The organism is Paenibacillus sp. FSL R7-0272 (genome assembly GCF_037969905.1).
In the GTDB taxonomy this organism is placed as follows: Bacteria; Bacillota; Bacilli; order Paenibacillales; family Paenibacillaceae; genus Paenibacillus; species Paenibacillus polysaccharolyticus.
In genome coordinates this window covers 956317-980848 of the sequence record NZ_CP150221.1, presented here as the reverse complement: position 1 = coordinate 980848, position 24532 = coordinate 956317, and the positions used below count along the sequence as shown (strand labels likewise).

Here is a 24532-nt window from a genome sequence, read left to right as displayed (position 1 = left end):
CCTTAGCTATTACCTACTGATACCGCTTCTCGTATTACTCTTCACACCACTTATCATGCTATTTGTCATATTTCTCTTACCGTAGTACTTTTCGTAAGGCTTATCGTATTGCTTATCTTGCTTCTTATCGTATAACCTGTCTTACTACTTGCATCTGTTTCACCTATTTAACCCCACAGCTCTACACGTCTGCGCACCTCTTCGGTCAGTGCATCCTCATAGGCTTTGATATCTGCACTTTCTTTCAGTGTGGATTGATATTCTTCCCACGCCTGATCGAACTCTGCCGGTGAAGTCATGATCACTTTAGGCAACCATTTGCGTTTCACATCGTCCATCTTCTGTCTGGCAATCGTTTCTGGTTTATTCGGTTCAAAATTGAACGTGTAGATCGGGAACCATGGTTCATTCTCTTCTGCTGGTTCCAGGAAATCCGTGAATTTAGTGTATCCGTAAGCCTTGAGCACTTTTTTATCAATGTCATTCAATGTAGCAAGGTATTCTTCAGGCTGTTCTTTCGGGTCCATCGCGTTTTTACCGTCTGCTGTCATGCCTTCATGGTGAGGGAAATATACCAGCGGGCTTCCAGTGTTGGCGAGTACCCAATCCGGATCTTTCGAATTGGCACGTTGCTCCTCGTTACGGGAGAATACACCTTTGTCATCCACCTGATAATCTACATCTTTCTGTCCCCACGTTCTCAGAACTTCCGTCTCCGGATCAAGCAGGTCGTTAATGTATTGAAGCGCTCCTTCAACATCTTTACAGCTCTTCGTGATCGCTAGTCCGCCGTTGACGTTCAGAATCGGCTTATGCTGATAACGTCCTTTTACATCTTCGGACAACGTAATGGACAGTGGTACATAGGTTCTTTCATACAGCTTTTGTTTGACCAGAGAAGCCTCTGCATCGAGGAACTGCCATCCCTGGTCGACCATTCCCAGTACACGTCCCGTTGAAATTTTGGAAATGTACTGATCGTAGTTGGCTGTGAACGTTTCATTGTCGACGAGCCCCTTATTGTAGACCTCATTGATCTTTTTAAAATAAGCCTTGGCTTCCGGAATCGTATTGTAGTTTTTCGCTGTTAACGTAGCCTTATCAACAATTGCGGCCCCTTCATTCGGATAGCCGGCCAGGAACAGCGGCGGGTTCTCCAAGGCGAAGTAACGCCAGTCGTAAGAAATGATCTCGAATCCGATGGTCGGCTGGCCGTTAATCGTTGGATTCGCTGCTTTGTACTTTTCGATCAAGTCGAAATATTGATCCAGCGTTTTGATTGTTGGATAATTCGCCCACTCCAGCACCGCTTTTTGAATCCAGAACGCTTCCCCGTCATGGGATACTTTCATAGACTCGCCTTGTAAATTCCCGAATTGCGGAATGAAGTAGATATGACCATCCGTTGAATTCTTCATTTTCTTCCAATTGTCACCGAGATAGTTTTTGATATTCGGATATTTGTCGATGTAGTCTTCGAGTGGCACAAGCGCACCGGCAGATACTAATTGCTGTGTACCATCACTGCCATCAATAAAATCCGGATACTCTCCGCCTGCAATCATTACTCCAATTCGTTCTTTGGCGGTCTGGCCTGTGAGCCAATCCATCGTGACACGCACGCCTGTCTTTTCCTCAATAGCCTTCATTACGCGGTTATCATCAGGTGCAAGCTTGCCTGGTACAGCAAAAAATGCGGAAAATTGCTTCAGTTCCTTGCCGTCTGCCGTTTTCTCTTCCGTTTTGGATGACCCCGGCGTACAACCGGCGAGCACAACCGTAAACATTAACGTCAGTAGAACGAGCTGCCTTAATCTTTTTCTGACATCCTTTTTCATCATGACCCCTCCAGCGAAGTATGTTGAGAGACACTCTTTAGAAAGCGCTTTCCAAAGGTTGATTTAAAATTATCATTGTTACTTGCTCTCCTCAACGGGACAAATTATAGACCTCATCCCAATAATTCCAGATATACAAAAAATCCTGCTCCCCCTCAAGGCGCGCAGGATGATGAATCCGAGTTATGCATCGTTTGTGCCCTTTTTCGATACTGGGCAGGCGTCTCTCCCCTGATTTTCTCAAACCGGTTAATGAAATAATCGGAGTCCCGATACCCAACCTTCGTTGCAATCTCATAGACTCTATAATCCGTTCTGCGTAACAATCGAATGGCCTCGTCAATACGAATCTGATTCAGGTAATCACTGAAACTCACGCCATAATGCTTTTTGAAAATCTGGCCCAGATAGGCGCTATTCATGAAAAAATGCTCTCCAAGCAGCTTCAAGCTGACATTTTCCATATAGTGCTCATGAATGTAAGCCTCGACTCGCGCCAGTACACCCATTGCATTCCACTTCTGACGCTCTTTCAGCTTCTCCGCACATGTGTATGAAAAGTCGCAGAGATTCTCGATATTCTCTTCCATGGACAGCATGGCATAGTTCGTCTGCAGAAATGTGGACTGCATCCATTCCTCATCTGAATTCAGATCCGTATCGTCCCTGTTCACTAATCCAAGCAACGTGTACGCCAAATAATGAAGATGAATGCCCACGATGCCCGGCTCAATGCGCTGCTCCAGAAAAAATTGAAAAATGGCCTGCGCATGACCGCGTATATCTTCAGTCTGTTGCTCCTCGATCGCTTGAATCAGTCCGTCAAAGAGCTGTTTCTCCCGTCCGGCTGGTTGATTGGTGAATACACTTGTGTCCATATGTTCAAAATAATAAATCGGCCCGTACTCACTAAAGAAACGTAAACTTTTAATCTTACCGCAAGAATAATAGGACTCGTGCAGTTCCTCCAGCCTGTGCACTTCCTTGCCGACATAGATGGCTATGGATGCACCCTGTATCTGACTTAGCTCTGTATACAGCCTTGTGACGTATTGTTCCAGTGATAATGCCTCACGCTTCAGCAACAGGTCGGTCACAATATGCAGCACTCGGTTTTTCTCACCTGTAAAAGATTTCAGGACATAGCCTGCATGATTCTGGTTGATATGGGCTTCCACGAGCAGACTTCCATCGTTCTGCTGTTGTTCTCGCTCCGATTCCGTTTCAATCATCAAGCATCGCAACTTCGTCGTTACATCCCCATATGAGACCTGGATACTGGCGAGTGTATCTTCATCTGCCGTTCCAAGCAAAATTGATTGCACCTGTTGAGTCATAACGATATGTTCCTGTTTTTCCTGATGCCGCTTCTCTTCCGTTCTTTCCATGAAAGCCTTGCGGAAGGCCTCCAGCACTTGCAACAACTCATCCTTCACAATCGGTTTGAGTATATAATCGTTCACCTGATATTTGATCGCTTGTTTGGCGTACTCAAACTCATAGAAACCGCTAAGTAACACCATCTTCATCTCACCGCCGTATTGTTCGTAGATGATTTTCGCGAGTTGCATGCCATCCATTTCCGGCATTTTAATGTCGGATATGACGAGGTCAGGCCGCATTGTTCGGATACATTCGAGTGCCTGTACCCCATTAGAGGCCTGACCACAAACTTGAAACCCATGTGAATTCCAATCGATCAGCAAAATCAGTCCTTGGCGAATAAATGGCTCATCGTCCACAATCAGCACGTTGATCATATTCTCGCTCCTTATCCCTGAGATGCTTGTACAAGCGGAATTTGTATGCGAATCGTAGTCCCCTTGTACCTTTCACTGTCAATGCTTACTTGCACACGTTCATCGAAATACATTCGAAGCCGAATATATGCATTCATCACTCCAATGCTGCTCAGTTCGCTAAGCCGTTCCAGACTCGGATCAAGCAACATCGTTCGAATGAGTTCCAGTTTGTCCTTCTCCAAGCCAACTCCGGTATCTTGGATCACAATATGTAGTTGCTCGTTATACTTCTGGAATCTGACTTCCACGACTCCATCATTCAAGCCACCTTCAATACCATGGATACAAGCATTTTCGACAAACGTTAACACGGTCAGCTTCGGAATCTTCATCTCTAATATCTCAGCATCGGTAACGTCAATAACGAACTGTAACTTCTCGCCAAACCGATATTGCTGGATCACCAGATAACTTTCGACAAAACGAATCTCATCTTGAATGCTTACGAGATCATTGCCCCAATTAATCGTTTGCCTGAGCAGCAACGCCAGCTTCTGAATGATATCAGAGGTCTCATGTTCATCCTTGATCAGACTCCGCATGCGAATGGTTTCTAGTGTATTAAACATAAAGTGTGGATTGACCTGACTCTGTAGCGCCTTTAATTCGGCCTGTTTCTTGGAAAGTTCAAGCGCCTGCCGTTCGACCTGCCCTTTAAATACGATCTCGATCAGATTCCTGATTTTGATGACCATCATATTGTAACTATGGGTTAAGCTACCGATCTCATCCTTGCCCGCAGGTTCTACAATCACTTCAAATTTCTCCTGTTTAACTTGATCCAAATGCGTTGCAATTCGGCCTACCCTGTGAACAAGGGATCTGGAAATAAGCCAGATAAGTAGTGTTGGTACCAGCAGATTAACAATAATCAGCAGAAGCAGATTGAATCTGGAATCCACGATCTCCGTCAGAAAATCCAGCTTCTCTCCACGCACAATAATCTGCCAATTTTCCGATACGACAGGAATCAATTCTGTGGACTGTCCCTCATCCTTCGACATGCCAGACATGAGATGGAATGGCTTCCTTGCCTGATTCATCTGTGCATCATTGGAGAAAATAATCCGATCATTCGAAACGATATAGATTTTGCCGCCCGCTCCCTCATTTTTGAACGATTTGTTAATGAAGGCGTAGTCGAGATCTACCTTCAATACCTTTTCCACCTGTTGTTTCCCGAAATAATTGAGTTTGCGTATAATGCTAACCTTACGGCCGCCTTGAGTTTGCGACATCTCTGCCTGCTGCTTGTCAAAATAGGAATAAATCATCATCTGGTCGTCTGTGTTCATGAGCGCCTGATACCATTCACTTTTCCTTATGTCATCATTCAGCTTGATAAAGTTGCCGCCATTTACAAACGTATCGTTATCTACATAAAACGTCACCTGATTCACTTGCTGATAACTGTAATAATACCGAACCAGATTGTTGCCGCTCAGCATATCATAATATGCAAAATAATAGTCTTCCTGATTGTTGTATTTGGACTCCATAAACCGATTCAGCGTAGCATCCGTATATAAAAAATTGGATACGTACAGGCTGTTATCCAAGCTGTTCCGCAGATTAAAGCGAATCCGTTGCTGCATTTCGTTGATCCGGCTCTGTTCTTTGGCTTCAATCTGTCCTTTGATGCTTTGATAAAACACGGCATTAGTTGCCACCACAGGAACCAGCACACAAAAAATAAACATTATGTATAACTTCGTTCTAAGACTCCAATCATCCAGTAACTGAATACGCTTACACTTTAACTTGCGTTTCATGTCGTTGTTGTCTCCCCCACCCGTGTCATCCATTACCACCATTATAACGAGCTATGGTGATAATGGAATACACGTTTCGGACTAACATCTTACATATTTGCGTTTGAAACCTAGCTGATTGCGGTCCAGTGCCTTTTGAATATTGTCGGAAGCACTGATCTGCTTGCTTTTCGGCTTGTCCAGACCCACTTCAAGTGGGCCAACCCTTTTGGCCGTTACCACCGCTAGCTCATGCAACGGAACATATGACATAGCGACAGTGTAGATAAATAGATTCATAGCTATTTTTGCACGTTCAGGCGCACTGTGTATCGTTTGTTCTACCTGCTCAAGCATCTGTCTAAGTTTACTTTCCTCAAACTCGGTATCCTTGCGGCTGCCCAAAAGCCAGCAGTAACAACTCCATCCGCCGGACATTCGCAACTCTTCTCCGCTCGCAATCCAGGTGTCTGCAACCTCCTGGGCAATATCCGTCTCCGCTAAAGTTACAGCAACGATATAATCGGACACCATATAGAAATACGCCGCATCCATCCAGCGATCAAAATCGGCGTGGGTCATCGCTTTCGGGTCAGCTATAACACCTGCAAAGTACATGGCATCATAGTTGCCTGTTGCATACAATTGCTCAGCAAGCGGCTGATTTTTCTTGATTTGCTTCGCCATCGGTTTCATCGCCCCTGTCGCAACTCCAAACAAGGGTTCATGCGCACCGTTGGATATATAGATCTTTTTTGTACGTTCTTTGCCCAGAGCCTCAAGCTCTTGCATAACCTCGTTTACATTCATGTGAGCAGCTCCTTTGTTTTTCATTAGTCTAGCACATCAGGTCGTATGTCCATACATGTAACGTATGGCATCATAATAAATTTGTTTGCGCCACAAAAAGCCCAAGGCTTATAGCGTATGTGCTACGAACCCTGAGCTTTCTTGTGTCAAACGAATCATTTACATGACTACTCCGATAACATTACAACCTGGAGAGTAGCTTATGTTATACCGAAGCCTGCGCTCCAATCTGGGTAATCATTGTATCAAATGGTGCGATATCAAACCTCTGCATCCCCTGTTCCGTGTCAATCGTCGTCGTCTGCACCTGATCACTGTTGTTGATCACAACCAGCTTGCCGCTCTCGGGATAATACGCACACTCGGTATACACATTATCCGTAATATACTTGGTATTGTGTTGCTCATTACCTGCAAAGCGGATCAGATTCAGCAGCAGTCTGGCATTCGCCCAGTTGAATTCGAACGAAGACAGATAGATTCCCTTTCCTTTGCCAAACGCATGTACAGACAGTGCAATGTTCCCTTCCGTTTCCAGCACCACCTCGGCCGTTCCATCGGTCAGATAACGTTGCGGCTTGCCTTTCACTGTTGCACCTTCTGGCACAAGCTCATGCCGATCCTGCACGTCATAGGCCCATTTTCCATGCACTACACGCGCACCTGTATCCTCATCCATCCCAAGCACATGAGCCATTCGGAAAAAGGTATCATAACCTTCCACAGCCGACGGCTGGTTGATGCCAATAAATGTGCCTCCTTCGTGCACCCAACGGGTGAGCTGATCCACACAAGCCGTGTCATTCCAGTGCTCGCCACCGCTCCATGCAGAACCGGCTCTTCCAGCATTAATGACGACATCCACCTCGTTCAGCACGCCTTGGCGAATATCTTCAAAATCGATAAAGCGTACATCAACCGGCAACCCGGCTAACGCCTCATTCACATGAATCAAGTCATGCATGTAAGTCTCATGAAAATGTCCCGACAACGTCCAGGATCTCAATCGGCCCCAGCTATGAAGCACAGCCACACGCGTTTGAAGCTGCGCAGGTTTGCCTGCCTGGTGCAATGCTTTGATCTCCCTGAACTCATCTGCGACCTTCTCGATATATTCCACAAAATCAGGATAAGGCTCTACCAAATGCAGGTATCCGCCCAGGCCAATCCGGTCGATTTTCTCGCGCAATAACGCGCGCCGAATGTTGATCCAGTAATTTTTGGCATCAAGCGTTGGGTTCCCACCCTCCTTAAAGGTAGGTAATCCACCTAACCCAACTGGGAACAGATAGGGATGCAGGCGAATTTCATGTGTTTCAGCCTTGACGCCCGAACACATTCTGGCCTCATAGCCAGAGAACACACATTTGATCATGCCATCGAAGCCAAACTCTTCAAAGCGGTCATTGTAAGGCTCCATGCCCACCCAGCTATCGTCATAGAATACATAAGCCAGCTTGCCATGGCGATGAACGATATCAATCAACTTTCTGCCAAAATCAATGACAAAATCATTGATAAATGCCATCCAGTCCAGCTTGCGCTGCCCCGCAGGCATATGGCTGACCTGGTACTTTCCGCCATTCACAAAATCCTCTGCGGTGAGTGCATAGCCATATTTTTCGGCAAATAAATCAAGCCCTCTTGAACTCACCGTAAAATCGTAGGAACCCCAATCCGAGAAAAGATGGCGGTTACGCTCATCACTACCCCAAATCCAGGCAAAGTTATAGAAGAGCGACGTGAATCGAACAACCGTTGTTTCGGGATGAGCAAGGCACCATTTTTCCATCCAATCCAATAGATACGTTTGTGTATCCACATACATGGGGTCGATCTGCATCAGGTGTTCTTTGTCCCAGTTGTTGGTTGTGTGATTATACATAGATATTTCTTCCCAGATACGATAGACCATGAAACTTACCGTGTATTTATGCCAAGGGGTGATGCCAGTAATGACCACGTTGCCGGATTCTCTTTCGTAATTCCACTGTGTTCTCGGTACTTCCTGTCCGGTCGTCCGGTCGTACACCTGCCAATACTTCAACGCTTCCTTCGAATCGTTCACCTTGAATTGTTCGGCAAAAAAGTCCTCCATCAGATAGATGGAGATATAATCCTGAACGGCTACCTTCGGCTGAGTAATAAGAAAACATTGCTGGAGCTTATCCTGGTTCCTTGATGCCCACTCATTATGATCCCGAATGATACAGATCGTCGAATAAATGCCGTATCCGGCCTGAATGATCTCACCTGACAACTTTGTCCCGTCACTGTCTCTGATCACATCGGCTCCCCACCGCTCAGCCAGCTCCAGCGTCAGTGCTTCATAACCGGATTCTCCTGGTAACGTAAAGGAGCCTTTGGTTGATTTCGGCAACATATTCACTCTCCTTGTCGTAACATATCCGACAGAAATGCCAGTGCCAGTCCCTGACCCCAGCCTTGAATCCAGTCTTTCGGAATGTTGCGGTATCCATCGCGATCCTTCATCACAGCTGTTCCGCCGGAGACCCCGAGTACACGTCCATCCTCGCTGATATGGTGCAAAATGCCTCTGAGGGCTTTTTGCACATATTTCGTATGCAATGGGTTGCCGTTATTAATCATAGCCGCTGCAATACCGCATGATGCGGAAACTTCCTCATAAGATTCCGCATCATCCAGCACGGTACGCCACAAGCCATCTTCCGTCTGCAGCAACTTGAGAGCCGCAAGCTGATCACGCAAGGAACATTCAACGTCCATACATTGCGGATACAAGTACCACTCTTTGAGTTGCGGTTTGACCTGTGACATCGTATAAGCTCCCCATGCATTCGCTCGTCCCCAGTAAAAGCCGGACATGTGATCCTTGTTCACGTTATTATAACCGTGATACCACAGGCCGGTGCTCGGATCTTGCAGGTATTTAATATGCCAGTAATACTGATTCAGCGCATCCTGAATCATCGCTTCGTCCTTCAGCTTGCTACCCACTCGGAGCAGAAAAAAAGCCGCCATAAACAGCGTATCTGCCCAGGCCTGTTCAGGAAAATCATTCGCTGTTGATACCGTATGCTGTAACACCCGATCGCCAAAGCGGAGCGCATGATTTTGCAAATAATCCACTTTGTTCATGACGGTATCCCAATACTTCTGATCGCCTGTCTCTTCGTATAACGTAATCAACACATGTCCCATCGCACATGTATTCACCGTCCAGCTTGGCAAGCCTAGCTCTATATATTCATCCGCCCACTTCACCAGCCTGTCCAATATCTCCTGATCACCTGTCGTTTGGTAAGCTCTCGATACTCCGTAATAGGCTACGCCGCAGGGCCAATCCCAAGTTAAATCCATATCCAGTGTTTTTCTCGTTACGTTCTGAATAACGTTTAAAATTTGTTCACGGTCGTATTTCACTTGCAGCATTGAAATTCCCCTCTCCTGCGCACACTCCTCAAATTGAGTTTAAGAAGTGACCGTCCTGTGATGTAAACGCTTTACTTATTTCATTGTACGCAGTAAAATAGTTTGCATCTAAGCATATTCGTAACAAAACTGCGCAATTTCGATCATTTATAATCCGACGAATAGGAGCAGCCGGACATGCCCAAACCGAAAAAACCTGTCATTGAATACCGCCATTACAGCCTGCCCATAGACTTTCCTGTTCTGCTACTTAGCGGGGAGCGCTGGAAAATCTCTGATATGAAGAGTGAGCACCTACATTTCCATAATCATATGGAGATTGGCATCTGTTACTCCGATGGAGGTGTAATGGAGATCAAGGGAGAAAACGTTCCTTTTCGAGCCGGAGATGTTACATTCCTACCTCGTTACCTGCCCCATACGACATACAGTTCACCTAATACGGCAAGCAGGTGGGCCTATCTCTTTTTTTCGCCAGAGGAACTGTTCCAGCATTCATTAAAAACACCGCAGAGTAACATGGAACCCAATCTCCGAGCTATTCAAGCAGGCCGTTGTGTGTTACATAAAGATCAATATCCGAAGGTGTATATGCTGGCCACATCGATTGTAGAGGAAATTCAGCGGCAAACCCCATTCTATCGAGAGAGTGCGTATGGATTATTAATGTCGCTGTATATTGAGTTACTACGAATTCATGCGAGCGATGAGAACGGGCTTAGCCATGAGCAGAAGCTGGAACTAGAACAGATGCGGGAAACGGAAAGGCAAAGCCGCCAGCCTGATCTGGTTATATCCCCTGCTCTGGAATTTATCACGAGGAATTACATGATGCCGGTGACGATTGATGAGCTTGCAGAACTGTGTCATCTAAGCACCACCCATTTTCGCCGCAAGTTCCATGAGATTATGGGTACGACCCCTCTTGATTTTCTAAACAGTACACGCGTAGAAGAGGCTTGCAAACGATTAAAAAGTACCGATGCCTCGGTGCTCTCGATCTCTGAGCAAGTTGGGTTCAGGTCCATTTCCAGCTTCAACCGTTGCTTCGCCAGATTAATGGGTGAGTCGCCGAAGGCTTGGCGCACAGGTACTCACATGGAAGCTCAATCAGCCAAGGCATCTATTTTGGCATTCACAGGCTGGGTCTAAGCTACATAAAAAAATCCCGAAAGTCATTGGAGACTTCCGGGATTTTTTAATTTGTTCTTATGACTGTTGCACTGCTGTATTGTTGCTGTTTCTTGTTGCCGCCATTAATTACAGCAAGTCCAGTTCTACAAGCAATCTGCGGACCAGGGTAGCCATCTCGGCACGTGTTACCGGAGCCTTCGGCTCAAGCTTCGTTGCCGACTTGCCTTGAATGAGTCCAAGCTTCACTGCTTGCGCAGCACTGTCTTTGGCCCATCGAGACAAGCTGGATACATCGCTGTACCCTTCAAGTGCGCTGACTGCACTGCTTGCTGCCGGTGCTGTATGTCCAGCCATTTCATAGGCACGAATCAGCATCACCATCACTTGCTCACGTGTCATCACATCCTGCGGCCCAAACCGGTTACCACTATATCCTGTCATCAGGCCATAGGTTGTCGCCGTTGTCACGACATCGTTATACCAGTCCTTTACGTGTACGTCTGTGAATGGAGTAACTGCACCCTTAGATACATCCGTACCCGGCTTCAGACCCAATGCTCTAACCATCAGTGCTGCGAGTTCGGCACGTGTCATGCTTCGTGCAGGCTCGAAGTTTGTAGCGGATACCCCGTTTACAACCAGACGTGATGCCAGATCATTTACAGCCTCAGCTGCCCAGTGATTTTTCATATCACGGAACGACGTTTCATAATGAACAGGCAGATACACACTGTTAGTCATACTGTTTGCCATCGCGATCATACGTCCTTCTCTGACTACAAAACGCGTCGGTACATGACGCAGACTGCCGTCCGCTTCAAGTACAACAACTGTGGAAACCGAACGCTCATCCTCACCTTGAGGCAAATTCAGTTCTTTCGTTGTCATGCTCAAAAGTTTGTTAATTTCAACGGTTTTGCTTCCATCACTTGCGATCATATCAAAGGCTACAGGCGTTCCTCTCGGAACGATGCGACCTTCCTTCGCCAGTTTGGCAGCTTGTTGTTCGTAAATCGCATCAGGCTTTCCAACATTCATACTAACTTTGATATCCTCGGCTTTCTGCCCAGGGAATGATGCTTCCAGTGCCTTCACATCGATTGACTTCCAGTTCAGTCGATAGCTACCCCAGTCGCTCTCCAGATCCATCGAAATATTTTTGGCAGCGAGCTGTTTGATCAGGTCGGCATCGAGATCAAAACGCAGCTTCTCCATCTGACCCGTTACATGCAGACGAATTCGCTGATCTTGCTTCGCAGCCTCCAATAAAGCCTCCCTTATTGGATGAGCGAGAACCGTTGGACCGTTAGCTCCTGGGGTAACGTCCACCAACAGCAAACCTTCTTGCTTCACCCCATTCAGTTCCAGTGGAGCCTTGAGGTCACGGCCTGCGGCTTTACTGTCGATCACAATGCCACCCACGGTTAACGGGCCTGAAGGTATATTGGATGCAGGTGGTTTATGGTTCCCTGTTGGCGTTACATCTGCATCCGCCGAGATCCGTTCATTGACTTTCACAGCTGCGGAAGCTGCCGTGACAAGCTTAGGTTCTTTGACTGTACGTTTGGCGATGACCACCCATTCGCCTGGTTTGGCTTTGATGATTTTATCGGCAGGCAATATGCTCCACCCACTGATATCCTGCTCAAACGTAGGCAGCATCACCTGTGTTTGACTCGCAAAGATACGGTACGCCAGTTCGCTGCCAGCCATGCTTCCTTTGTGACCGGCTGCGCTGATCGCCACACGTGTCTCTCCTTTTTTGCCGGTGCCAATCGTCGAAGCTTTAATCGTATCCATGTAATCCGGTGGTGCCGTTCCCGTCTTCGGTGCCTCGACAGAGACCACATCCATGGTGCTCAGTTCGGTACCCTGCCAGTTATAATCTGCCTGGATCAGTGAAGCCCCGACACGTTTACCGGTGATCATTCCACCCTGTTCCAAGGATGCATTCGCGTCCCCGTTAATGATGCTATATGTCATTTTGCTGCTGTCTACAAGCTCGCGCGAGCCATCTGTGTACTCCACATAGGTCTGAACTAGTGCTTGCTCTCCGCCTGCAACAAGTCCTTCAGGCATCACCATTTTCAATCTGCGTGGCAGTTTGAAATCTCCGTTCAACACTTCAACGACAGCTGAATTGACATTGCCAGCAGCATCCTCCGTTTTGATCCGTAAACGGGTTTTCAAACGACCGCCGTCCAATGGAACTTCATGTTTGAAATCTCCGTTCTCGTCAGGCTTGAACTGTGCCAATGTTTTGTCATTATCCGCGTCAGTTACGGTAATCTGGGCATCGGTCATGGTTGTACCTTGCACGAGCGCTACGCCGCCCTGTGCACGTGCACCTTGTGAAGGTGAATCCAGATAGATCATTGGAGCCGTGGTATCCACGGTGATATATAACATCGTTACCGATGTATCCCCCGTACTGGTGTTTCTCGCCTTGAGCTGAACGGCATATACGCCATCCACTGCAAAGTTAAATTTCATCCTGTCCGTCGTGCCCAGCTTATACGTTCCCAGCACGCCATCATCCGTAGAGGCCTCTACAACTACGTTAGGTTGATTGGAAGCTGCGCTCACGGTTACTTCGTTTGAACCAGTCACCACTTCTACTTTGTTATTCACCACTTGTTTATTGTTCAGCGAGAGTATCGGTCCTGTCGGAACAGGCAAAAGTTTTCCATCACTGTACGTCGTGGTGGACAGACGCAGGTTGCCTTTGTCATCCGAGGCAGGTTTACGCGCAACCGTAACGCCCATGCGATACGTTTTACCTGGCTCCAGTCCGGAATGACGAGCGCTCTTATCTTCCGTCTTATTCGCGTCATCATCCATCACAATGGTACCGTCTGCATTGCGGAGCACCTTGCCATCCGGTCCCAGTTTAGGGGTACCCAGTGCATTCCAGCCGCCGACAGTCACATGATATTTGCCATCCTTCAGCGAAGCTTTCAAGTCGGATTCACTGTAGCCTTCCTCACCAAACGGATCATACAGTTGTCCTTGTTCATCCGATGCAGTCACGATATACGTGAACTCGTCGGCTTCTTCCGCAGCAGTTTTAGACATTGCCGGGAAAGCAATCTCGAACATGCCGTTACCGATGCTTCTCGTTTCTACAGATGGCACGGCCATTGGAGCCAGTGGATCGACGAGTGTGTACGATTCTTCAGACGACAGGACCGAAAAGGCCATATCCGTCTTAAGCTCGGTTCGCAAATAATATTTACCTTGTTGCAGCAAACCGCGAAGATCGGCTCCACCCAAATAAGCAATCTTCTTCACGTCAAAGGTCATCTCACCAGAGGCACGGCCGTCTGCATCAATGTCAGCACTCTCGATTTCAATGCCTTTGGCGATCATGATGCCCGGATCAACCTTCTCATCCGGTGTCACTGCGGCTTGCAAACGGTCAGAGGATAGATACAGATCTACCATATCCCCTGCTGAAGCATTGTCCACCGTCCAGCGCGCTGTGAATTGATCCGCATCTTGCGGATTCATTTCCAGCGCCGTGGAACTCAGTTCCGGAAGTACCGGAATGTTCATCAGCTTGGATTTGACGGACTGACTGGAGGTTAATGTCCAGCTGCCTGTTTTTGCATCCTCTTGCGGAATCGCAATATAAACGCGGCGCACGTCCGTGCTTTGTTGTTCTTCCTTCTTGGTTACGGTTGTGCCGTCGCCCTTGAGATCGCCCTCTTTAGGAGCTTTGATGATCTGTTCAAATGCGGTTGCATTTTTGTCTGTTGCTTCACCAAATACGATGTTGTACGTACTTCCGTCAGCCCGTTTCAGGGCCAGCGTTGGTCTGGTCGTAGTAAAATACTCCACTTCCAGCAAGGCATCCCCTGTTACTCCGTTCATTGGGATAACATGAGTCTTGCCTCCATTGGAAGTACGAATGCCGCCAATACCAAGGTTCTGGGAGCTATCTTCGATCATATCGATGCCGTCTTCAATGGCAGTATATCGAATCTCGTAATGCTCAGGCTCTTCATTTTCCCATGAGGTTGCCAGCGTTTTAATGCCTGTACCAATCTGTAACAGACGTGGCCCCTGCTCCGGGTCATTAATCGCCAGATGTGCGAGTGCTTCGTTGTCCAAGGCTGAGCCATCCGTCATAAACGAGATGCCGCCGCCCCAATAATACTTGATGCCCAGCGTCAGGAACAACAGCGAGATGCCTGCCCACAACTGGTCGTTGTTGGCTCCCGCCCGGACACCAAAGCCCATGCCGCCGACAACCGGCACCGAACGCGGCACCTGTATTTTGGAGCTGACCATGCCTTCAAAATCAACGCGGCCCTTTTCCAGATTCTCACCGATAAACAGGCTCGCACTTCCCACAATAACATCCCAGCCGCCGACATCAATCTGCGCACGGGCACGAATAAACATCGGACTCACCCACTGCGTCTGGATCAATGCTTCAGTCAACATAGGAATGACTTTGCTTCCCTCGCCAAAACCCAGTTTACCGACTACTTTGAAACCTGTTGCTTTCAGAGTCAGGTCCACGCTACCCGAGAAAACCGCAGGTTTCTGACCAATCTCCATATCGATACCTGCTTCAAGGGTGAGCGGTAAACGCTCTGTCCCGCCAGCGATGGTCATCGCAAGTTCACGAACCGCTCCGCGCAAACTTGAGATTTTCGTAGCCGGATTAATACGAATTCCCGGATCAGGAAGGTCTGATCCAAACGCAATGACGTCAGGAATAATCCGTCCATCTGGAACACGCTTGAAAGCAAGCTCTGCACTGATCGAGAACAAGTTCTCCAGCTTGGCTTCAAAGTTAACCCCGTAGGAGTTCATCACACCGTATTTATTCGGGTCTTTATAATGCGTAACATCAATGCCGCCTTTGATGCTGTCTTCCGAGCCTGGCTTGAACAAACCAATGCTGTTATCCAGTTGGAACTTCAATGCGGATTCGATCCCTACAAACCCCGATTTGTTGAACATGACGTTTTTCACTTCACCATCGACGATAAACATCTTTATCGCACCGCCGAAAGAAACGCCATCCTGTCTCAAAATGAAATCATTCAGCTTCAAGCCAAAACCGTTCAGCGAGAAGGATGGCGTGGTGAACAACGTATGCTTGTTAAAATACACATACGATACAAGCAGTGTCCGATAAGGGTTGAGTGCATCACCGATCATACCGTTCGCCCACGTCAGTGTACCGTTCAGCGTCGGATCTTCCGGGTTACGTCCCTCTTCCCATGCCTGCTCTTCATCGCTCAGCTTCGATTCGGTTCCAAGCGACTTGTCGAATCCGTTATAGAAATCGACAGTCCATTCACCGGAATGGAAAACAAAACCGCTGTTCGCGACACTTAACGTTCCGTCTCCGCCTACGAAGAGCGCCTGCAAGAACGGCGTGTCCGTATTCCCTCTCAGCCGATCAGCAAGCGGGAATTTCCCGCTGGAGATCGTCAGATCTTTACCTTTGTAGGCAACACTTTGGTTAAGGATTGCCGGTTCGGTATCGGATTGAACGGTGTATTGGGCGTTAGCACCCGTACCGGACTGCACGATTTTACCGCGTACTTCGAGCACAACTTCCTGCTCTGCATCTTCGTCCAGTCCTTCTTTGAACGTTTCGAACGCTTTCTCATCCTCAAACGTTTCCACTGCATATACGGGTGTTCCCGATGCATCCAATGCTCCGGCAATATCCAGCGCAGGGTCAAGCTTGCGTGAAGCAGCGACCATCTCCTGCTTTGCAGCCACAAACCTTGCTCTGTCTTGATCCAGTCTGGTTTTGAACTGTGCATCCGTCAGATTGCCATACGTCCACGGCAACACATCTGCAAAAGCTGCTTTGTCACGCGCACCTGCGTTCAAATCCAGTTTGGTTTTATATACAGCGAGAATGCCTGCCTGACGAACCCGATTCTCTTCGTTGTCCGTTACAGCAAAAGTCTGATTTGTTGTGAAGCTGAGTGCTTCCGCCAGCTCAGGGATCGTTTTGTCCCTGTAATCAAGCTGCACAGTATACTCCCCCAGTGGGAGAACGGAATCATGAAGTACTTCCAGTGTTGTACCATCTGGATTCACCTTTTCACCACCGCGATAGATCAGCTTGATATCTCCCGCAAATCCATTACCAAGCGGTTGGGTTGTCACGGAGCGGGTCACTGGAACCTTGTAACGATCCCCGTTCTTCACGTTGACAAGATACATATCAAAATTAGCTGCGGTTGATGTCGCTGCGTTACCGACATTGTATGCCGCAATGTTGGACACGTTGAGCGTGATATATTTCTCATCCTTGCTGAACGTTTCCTCCGGTGACAAAGCGTACACCAGCGTTTTGCGAAGTTCGCCAACGGGTGGCAGGAAAATAAAACCGGCTCTCGACGATTCATAGATCGCACGAATCTCCGATTCAGGGAGCTGTTTGCTCTCACTGATCGTTGTCTCCAGCTTTTTCTCCGTTTCCGGGCTACTCACCGTCACCATATATTGGCGTGTTGAAGGCCAGGCTTTGCCTGTACCCTTGACCCGCCACTTGGCTGCAACTACTTCGCCCGGTTTATATGGAATATATTCCACACCTTGCGCAGCTTGCTCCGGTGGAACGTCTTTGCGGAACGTGAGCTTCTGGCTTCGTGTGTTCAGTTCCTTGCCATCCTCGTCCACAAAGTTCAAACCGTTCTCCAGGGTCAACGTAACATCAATCTGGCTATGGTTCATGCTGAACATTTCCAGATTCTCGATCTCGGTGTTGACTTCAAACACACCGTCACGCACGTAACCTGTCTCATCCTCGTTGGTCTCCAGCTTCTGTGTTGGATCAAGGAATCGTACGTCGAACACTTTCTCCGGTGATACAATCTCGCCCAATCCGTATACAAGCTCATACGTATGCTGACCGCCCGCTTGTACGGCATCTGGCTCCCAATAATAAGCTACAGCTGTATCAGCAGTGCCATATTTATTCGTATCCTGGGTATAATCCAGATTCTCATCTGGTTCATAATCCCATTTCGTGCCGGCGAGGTTAGCCCAATGTCCAACGATCATCTCGTCGACAATGTTGATGCCACCCTCAAACAAGTTGTTGAAACCGTAGGCAATCACGTTCGTTGCAGACGGATTGCCCGGTTCCAGTTTGTCCCGCATAACCCAGTAGGCTGGCAGTTTGTGCAGGTTATAGGCCTGCTCGTCCACGTTTTTGTTATACCCAAGCTTCTCGGGCTCATGAACCAGCTTGCGCTCTACCGTCAGCGGAACCGAGTAGTTCTGCCCAATCTGAAAAGCCGGTCCGTCATTGCCGCCAACCGATGTGTCGAGCAATACACGCGAGCCGATTTCCACTTTGGCATTCGTTGTATTTTCTACAACGTACTGGACGCGTGCGTTACCACCCTGATCCTTGTCTTCTTTCAGTAACAAGGTAATAATCTGGCTGATCCGAATTCCTTGAACGGTCCACACGGTAACGACACTTTGTGTACCATCATTTCCTGTAACAACCTTCGGAGGGGTTACCTCCGAGGTCCAGTTCGGTGCCATTTTATAGGGGTTACCGAAGATCAAATCAACTCCGTTAATCTTAAACGTTGTAAATGAGGTCTCCGGATTATCTCCACCAAAGATCATGTCTACTCCGTTGTCCTTTTTACGGATAGGTTGTCCGTCTTCCGTACGAATACTGAAGCGGCCGCTTGCGTTATCCACAGTTACTTTAATGAATCCGTTCTTGATCGATGTTGTTCCCGCAGCAGAAACTGCAGCGGCAGCAATATGGAGCGGCAACATGCTGATCAGCATTACTGCAGCCATCATCGCCGCAATCATCCGTATGATATTCTTCCGTCGCATGGGTGAACCCCTTCCGTTTCTCTAATTGGCCCGGTTAACGAGCAGTGTGGAGTAGACGCGTTCGCGCTCTGAATTTTGTACTACGATGGTGTACCATCCCGCTTTGGGCAGTGTTACTTTGAAGTCTTTGCTGACCAGGTCCTTGTATGTTACTTTGGTCGCGATGTACTTCAGCTGTCCTTCCCGCACCAGTCCCGGGAAATAATACACGTCGTACGTGCCAAGTTCATTCTCCAGCTTGGTTCCGCCCACAGAGCCAACTGTGCGGAAGTTACTCACATTAAACGTAATAACTCCCGTATTTACGATCGCAGTTTCGGATTCAGTATCCGACAGTGGCAACCCGTTCGCTGTCACAAACATGCCATCACTTGAACGAACAAATACCGTTTGCAGGGCGTAACTTACGTTACCGAGCTGATCCTTGGCGGTGTAACGCAGGGTGTGTTTTCCCGTAACCGTCAGGTTCAGCGGTTTGTCTACGTATTTCCCACCCTCCAGTACGTATTCTGCAGCCGTCACCTGAATGTTCTCTGCGGGAGATAGATTGTCACTCACGACCCAACCACCCAGATCAGCTGCCAGGTCAAAGCCTGGTTTATTTTGCAACAGCGTTGTGGAGGCTTTGTTCAATCGAATCGTTGGTGCCGTATTATCCAGACCCTCGATCGTGAATTTAACCTCTCTCTTGTTGCCAAGCAGATCCGAGAGCAAGATGGAATGTTCGCCATTGGTTGCGTACTCGGCGCTAAAACTTGTTACCGGTGTTGCTCCAGCATAGATAACATTGCCCTCAATTGCCGATGCTGGCATCGCCAGACCTACACGTACCTTACCTTTGGAATAAGCCTGATCCCCAATCTGCACAAGCTTGTTACCATCGATGACTTGTCCGTCGTTATCCACCCGAACCATCGTCACTTCATCTACAGCAGGGATAGAACCGACCAGTGTTGAGATCGCTTCGGATTCAATTTTCGCGCTGTTCCCGGCGGCATCCGCCAATATGAAACGTGCTTTGCTGCCCGAAGTCATCACAATCGAGGATTGATTGGTGCCCGCACTGTTCGAAACTATCTGATAGTCCGGAACCTGTCCTGCCTTCGGCAATACCTGAGCCACGATCAGATTCGATGCAATTACATTGCTTGTTGTCGGGACTGCAAAATGAGTAAATTCCCCGCTCGCGTTATAACCGTCCCCTGCACTGTCCACCACAGCCGTACCGCCTCCATAACGGATTAGCGCCTTGAGGTCTGGATGATTGTAATGTAGCGTAATATCCGCTTCTGGCGGTGTTGTATCAATATTGGTCACTGTAGCGGTTATACTTCCGGTGAAACCCACCGCATCTTCGTACTCAAATGTAAATTCTCCATTTTCTTTGAAATTTTTGTACGATGTCGGCAGATTGGTGATCCGAATCGGTTCACTGGATTTCAGACTCACTTTAACCGTTCCATTCGTCGCAGCAATGGTGGAATACTTCACATTCACCACTGGCGGCGTATCATCAAAGTTGGAAACGACGATAAATACGGTTGCCGTACTGCTGCCATCCTTGACGGTAAAAGAATAACTTCCGTTCCGGTAAATCTTGAAGCGTTTGTTCGCCTCCAGCGTCTCCGGCATTTCCGGGTTACTGCCCGTCGGCTTCACGGTCTTGCCATCCACCAGATCAAATACGATGTCCTGGCCTTCGTTTTGCCCGCCATTCTGAATTTTCTCTCCGCCGCGAACAGGCATGATCTGCTCCAGGGAAGCAAGCGCATAAGCCGGTGCATTCTGAATCTGGATTTCAGGCGTTACGATTTCACTGATGTTGTCATAGAATCCTTTGAATTTCACACGAACCTTGGATTTCAACTGTCCTGGATCTTCGGTGTCTACCGGAACACCCACATAGTTCGTATAAGGTAGCCAAGTACTCCAGTTGTCTCCTCCATTCGTGGAAACCGAGTAGAAATACCCTTCCTGTGCTGGCACATCTACGGTTAATTCCATAATCGCTGTATATCCGTCATCCCCCGGACCTTCGGTCCGAATCAAACGTGCGCTGCCCACAGGCGGCTCACTGCTCAAATAAAAGACGGAGAATACACCGGTGGTATGGAACGTTTTGCTGTTCCCCAGACTATCGCTAGCGTGTACATACAGGCGATAGTTTCCGCTGTCCTTTTTGTTATCTACCTGAAGGGTAATAAGGCGATCGGCAGGAGATGTGCTCCATCCTTTCCCATCCGGGTCCGGTTCCTTCTCTTCTTGTCCCTCAATTACCTTGATCCACTGGTAACGAATGTTCTTCGTAGCCACCCCGGCGAAGTCAACCAGTGTATCGGATACATCGATCTGCACGGATTGCTCCGGCATCGGATACAAGTAACCTTCAGAACCAAATTTTACATTCGGAGGCAAATGATCAAACTTGTATTCCTGATAATAGTAGTAATACCGTCCTGTATCCTGCTGTTTGATGCGTACATGGGCGTACCATGTGCCATTCAGCGTATGGTTGGCAGGGAAGCTGTACTTATCGGCAGCTACATCGCCCAGTTTCGTTTCTTTCGGTGCGTTTTCAAAAGCAGTCCATTTGCTGTTGCCCGCAGGGCGCTCGGAGCTTTGTGTGTACTGGTATTCAATGGTGTCGATTGGAACACCCGCGACCGTAAAGTCCGGTCCGTCATTGATCGCATACGTACCTGAGTAAGCTTTGAATTTGGTAGAAATAACGAGCACATCCACCGCCTTGGGTTCAGCCGTTGCCGAATGGCCTGCGACATCTTGTGCTTTGACATGCAGCTCATAACGACCGCCTTTGGTAATCGCCGGGTCTTTCAAGGTTGATATTTCAGCTTCGCCTGCCGCATTCAATGCAGCATCCTGCCAGCCAGAAGCAGCCACATTTTTGCCTACCGCTACGAACTGGTATTGAACCTTATCATTCTTAATAGAAGATGTCGGGTCGACTGCCTTGACGGTGATCTTCACGTTGTCCGAGTTGTTATCTACAATATTGCCGATCTCAACGTTCGGGTCATCGTTGTCAATCTTGAGCAGGCCTACATGATACGACCAGTTGGAATCATCCTGCATGTAATCAGACAGCGGCCATTGCGCAACATTGCCGTAATCCGAAAGGTTTGGCAGTATATTTGAGCGATAATATTCCTCCAGCTCCGCAGGTGTTGCGTCGGGATGCTGGGCAAGATAGGCTGCACGTTCTGTGCTTCCTTTGTCATATTGCATCCGCTGACGGGCCGAATCCCAAGTCATGTCCGCCGTCCATGTATGCAAGTACCAGTTCCCGTTCAGGGGTGTGCCGTTATTCGGCAGTTCGACTTTGGTACCGTTCTGGCCCGCTGACAGTGTCACGCCTTCATATCCTGAAGAGTACAGTTCGTCCGATGGCTGCTTCTGTGCGAGCGAGTATCGTTTCACGGCTGCAAAGTGATCATTTTTCCCTGCAAAAGGATCAGCCTGGCTCTGATTCAACACGTAGTATACTAGTCCTGAACCGTTGCCTGGGCGGAACAAACCTTTGCTCGGCTGGCCGTTCAAATCGGGATCAAACGCCTGAATGGTAAATGAACCATCCCCCACGTACTGACCTTCGGGAATAACTTCTCCATCCTGATTTTCGTAAACAAAATTCACTTCAGGGGCCGTATTGTCCACAGACAGATCCGCCCAAGCGATCTTTTTGACCGGTTCAACGAGCACATTACCAGCGTAATCTGTTAGTGCCTTCCCGTCTCCAGGATTGCTGGCATGTTCCAGTGCAGCTGTCTCCAGCAGCGATGTTTCAATACTTTTTCCATCTGGCACAGTCATGCGGAATGTCCATGTATTGGTGTTCTGACCACTGACATAGGCTGCTGTCAATCCGTTAGCAAACTTGAGTCTGGTATCCTCGGTGGGTTTAAATGCACTGATGACCTGCTCGTTGAGATACACCGTAAAATCAACGACATCGCCCTTGTTCAGAACTAGTCCTGTCAGTATCTCTGGCTGCACGCCATTGCGGGATGCAGAGTACTGGGGTACACGTGCGTCGATAATGGTACGGAATGTACCGCCGGGCTGTGCGTTGTCCGCAAAGGGAATCGTTCCGATTCCGTTAAAGGATGCAACCGGATTGCCCGCCCCATCGACGAAACCAGCCGCATTCATGCGTTCCAGAAAGGTTGGGCGATCTGCCTCCGATGGTGCACTGAGACGTTTCGGGTCAATTGGAATATTACCCGTACTATCGTTCAGCGCAGCCTGATAACGGAAATTAAAAGTGGAGCGTGCTTGAGTGTTCCGATCCAGTCCACCTAAAGCAAAATCACCGTAACCACTGTCTGCACTTGACAAATAGTAGGTAGAAGGTTCAAATCCGTCTCCACCCGGGTTACTGAACAGTTCGGTTCGCATAAAGCTGTACTTGCCGTCAACCTGTTCTGAAGCATTCTCTGCTTCCCAAGGGAATACCGGCTCACTAAAATTCAGCGCTAGATTCATGGAACTGCCCTGCTTCAGGAACAGTTCATTCTTCTGCACAGCCGGATCGGTATTGAACCGAACTACTCCGTTATGTGTAAATGTGTTGCCATTATAGGTAGGTGGTGTAATGTCCGCGAAATAGAGCTCGATGTCGCTGGCGCTTTTATATACACCAGATACGATGATTTCAATCGTGTCATTGGGTCCAAAAGCAATCCACGATGAATTTGCCGATTTTTCATAGTCAAACATAATAAATTTCTCTTTACCATTAATGTTGATTTTCACTAATGGTGCGCCAAGAAAAAGATCGAAAAAACCAACTTTAAAGAGCATCCTGGCTTGCCCGCCTTCTGCCAAACGCCTTAGGGTTGGATTGTTTGCTACTGAAATCTTGGCGGTCACTGTACCCGCCATTCCATCCGGTTTGATATATCCGGCATTGAAAACCTCGATATATTCCTTCTTTACCGACGTTCCCGGCGCCCCCCCAGCAAAGATACCAAAGCTGTTCGCATTCGAATTTTTAATCTTGTTGTTCCAGGATGACATATCTTGCTGATTCATGATTTTTCCGCCACCGTTTGGTATCCAAATATCCTGATAGCCTGCGGCTGCGGAAACCGTGCCCATCTGTGGCCAACTGACCGATGTCAGCGTAAGCAGTACGGCTAGCAAGCAGATTCCTAACTTTTTGAACATGCAGAAATTCCCCTTTTCCCCGTTATGTATTCGATTTCTTCAAAAGCTTGCGTATATCTTCTACCGTCACACAAATATGGATGCCATTCATGGTGCGAAATGAGCCAGAAATTAATCCGATGATACGCCCCTCCTCGTTCAGCAACGGGCCACCTGACATGCCTGGTGATACTTGCGCGGATGTCAACAGGCGAATGACGTCGTTCACCTCAGCCGTTGGAGCATTAACGATGCCCTCCGTGATGATCTTGCCATCCTTAAGCGGATAACCAATCGCAAACGACCGCTCCCCATGTCTCGCGGAAGGTTTGTCATCAGACAATGCAAGTACCGGACGTTTTGCAGTATCTTTTACAGACAGGAGCGCCACATCGGTATCTTCGTCAGCACCAAGAACCCTGAGTTTCTGCACAGAGCCATCTTCGAACACCGCCTCATACGAAACCGCATCCTTCACAACATGTGCGGCTGTGAGCGCTTGCCCGTTCCCGATCAGGAAACCGCTGCCCACGGTCTTAAGTGTGCCGTCCTTTCGATACGCTTTCAGATAGAAAACCGCTTGGGCTGCCGAGGAATAGACCTTTTCGGCTCCAAAAAGCGCCTTGGTTTGCGTACTCCCTTCTGCATGAGCAATCGAAGGTTCTCTATACCCGCTCACACTCACAATCATGAGCAGCAAGACCGTTACCCCAACCATTAAGTTCCGCAAAAACGCCGTTGTGATTTTCCTCTCCATGCTCACCACTCCATA

Annotated in this window: 10 protein-coding genes; 1 reads left to right on the top strand and 9 read right to left on the bottom strand. The window is 48.2% G+C overall.

What is annotated here, in order from left to right:
- Positions 1–167 precede the first annotated feature (167 nt).
- The 6 genes from MKY23_RS04240 to MKY23_RS04215 all read right to left on the bottom strand — a co-directional run bounded on the left by MKY23_RS04240 (position 168) and on the right by MKY23_RS04215 (position 9615).
- Entirely contained in the window at positions 168–1841 is a 1674-nt protein-coding gene (locus MKY23_RS04240; protein WP_253497197.1) for an extracellular solute-binding protein, read from the bottom strand.
- 152 nt (positions 1842–1993) lie between these two features.
- Positions 1994–3598 (bottom strand): response regulator transcription factor, encoded by a 1605-nt coding sequence (locus tag MKY23_RS04235; protein ID WP_339835576.1) that lies wholly within the window; start codon positions 3596–3598, stop codon positions 1994–1996.
- 11 nt (positions 3599–3609) lie between these two features.
- Complete coding sequence (locus tag MKY23_RS04230) at positions 3610–5412, bottom strand: histidine kinase (protein ID WP_339835573.1); 1803 nt, start codon at positions 5410–5412, stop codon at positions 3610–3612.
- Between the two features lie 81 nt (positions 5413–5493).
- Positions 5494–6201, bottom strand: a complete 708-nt coding sequence (locus tag MKY23_RS04225; RefSeq protein ID WP_154985216.1) for a DNA alkylation repair protein — start codon at positions 6199–6201, stop codon at positions 5494–5496.
- Positions 6202–6406: 205 nt separating this feature from the next.
- Entirely contained in the window at positions 6407–8584 is a 2178-nt protein-coding gene (gene gnpA / locus MKY23_RS04220; RefSeq protein WP_339835568.1) for a 1,3-beta-galactosyl-N-acetylhexosamine phosphorylase, read from the bottom strand.
- Positions 8585–8586: 2 nt separating this feature from the next.
- The gene (locus tag MKY23_RS04215; RefSeq protein WP_154960327.1) at positions 8587–9615 is read right to left on the bottom strand and encodes a glycoside hydrolase family 88 protein; all 1029 of its coding nucleotides are present in this window, start codon (positions 9613–9615) and stop codon (positions 8587–8589) included.
- A 177-nt stretch (positions 9616–9792) separates the two neighbouring features.
- Here MKY23_RS04215 and MKY23_RS04210 point away from each other — a divergent pair, with 177 nt between their 5' ends.
- Complete coding sequence (locus tag MKY23_RS04210) at positions 9793–10767, top strand: AraC family transcriptional regulator (RefSeq protein WP_154960328.1); 975 nt, start codon at positions 9793–9795, stop codon at positions 10765–10767.
- A 108-nt stretch (positions 10768–10875) separates the two neighbouring features.
- On the opposite strand, the gene MKY23_RS04205 is transcribed toward MKY23_RS04210, so the two are convergent.
- Genes MKY23_RS04205 through MKY23_RS04195 form a run of 3 tightly spaced genes read right to left on the bottom strand, consistent with a single transcriptional unit; the run spans position 10876 to position 24517 of the window.
- Positions 10876–18594, bottom strand: coding sequence for an S-layer homology domain-containing protein (locus MKY23_RS04205; protein ID WP_339835562.1), 7719 nt, complete (start codon positions 18592–18594; stop codon positions 10876–10878).
- A gap of 21 nt (positions 18595–18615) precedes the next feature.
- Positions 18616–23781 carry a hypothetical protein gene (locus MKY23_RS04200; protein WP_339835559.1) on the bottom strand — a complete coding sequence of 1722 codons (5166 nt, stop codon included), beginning with the start codon at positions 23779–23781 and terminating at the stop codon, positions 18616–18618.
- 22 nt (positions 23782–23803) lie between these two features.
- Complete coding sequence (locus tag MKY23_RS04195; RefSeq protein WP_339835556.1) at positions 23804–24517, bottom strand: serine protease; 714 nt, start codon at positions 24515–24517, stop codon at positions 23804–23806.
- Between the last annotated feature and the right edge of the window lie 15 nt (positions 24518–24532).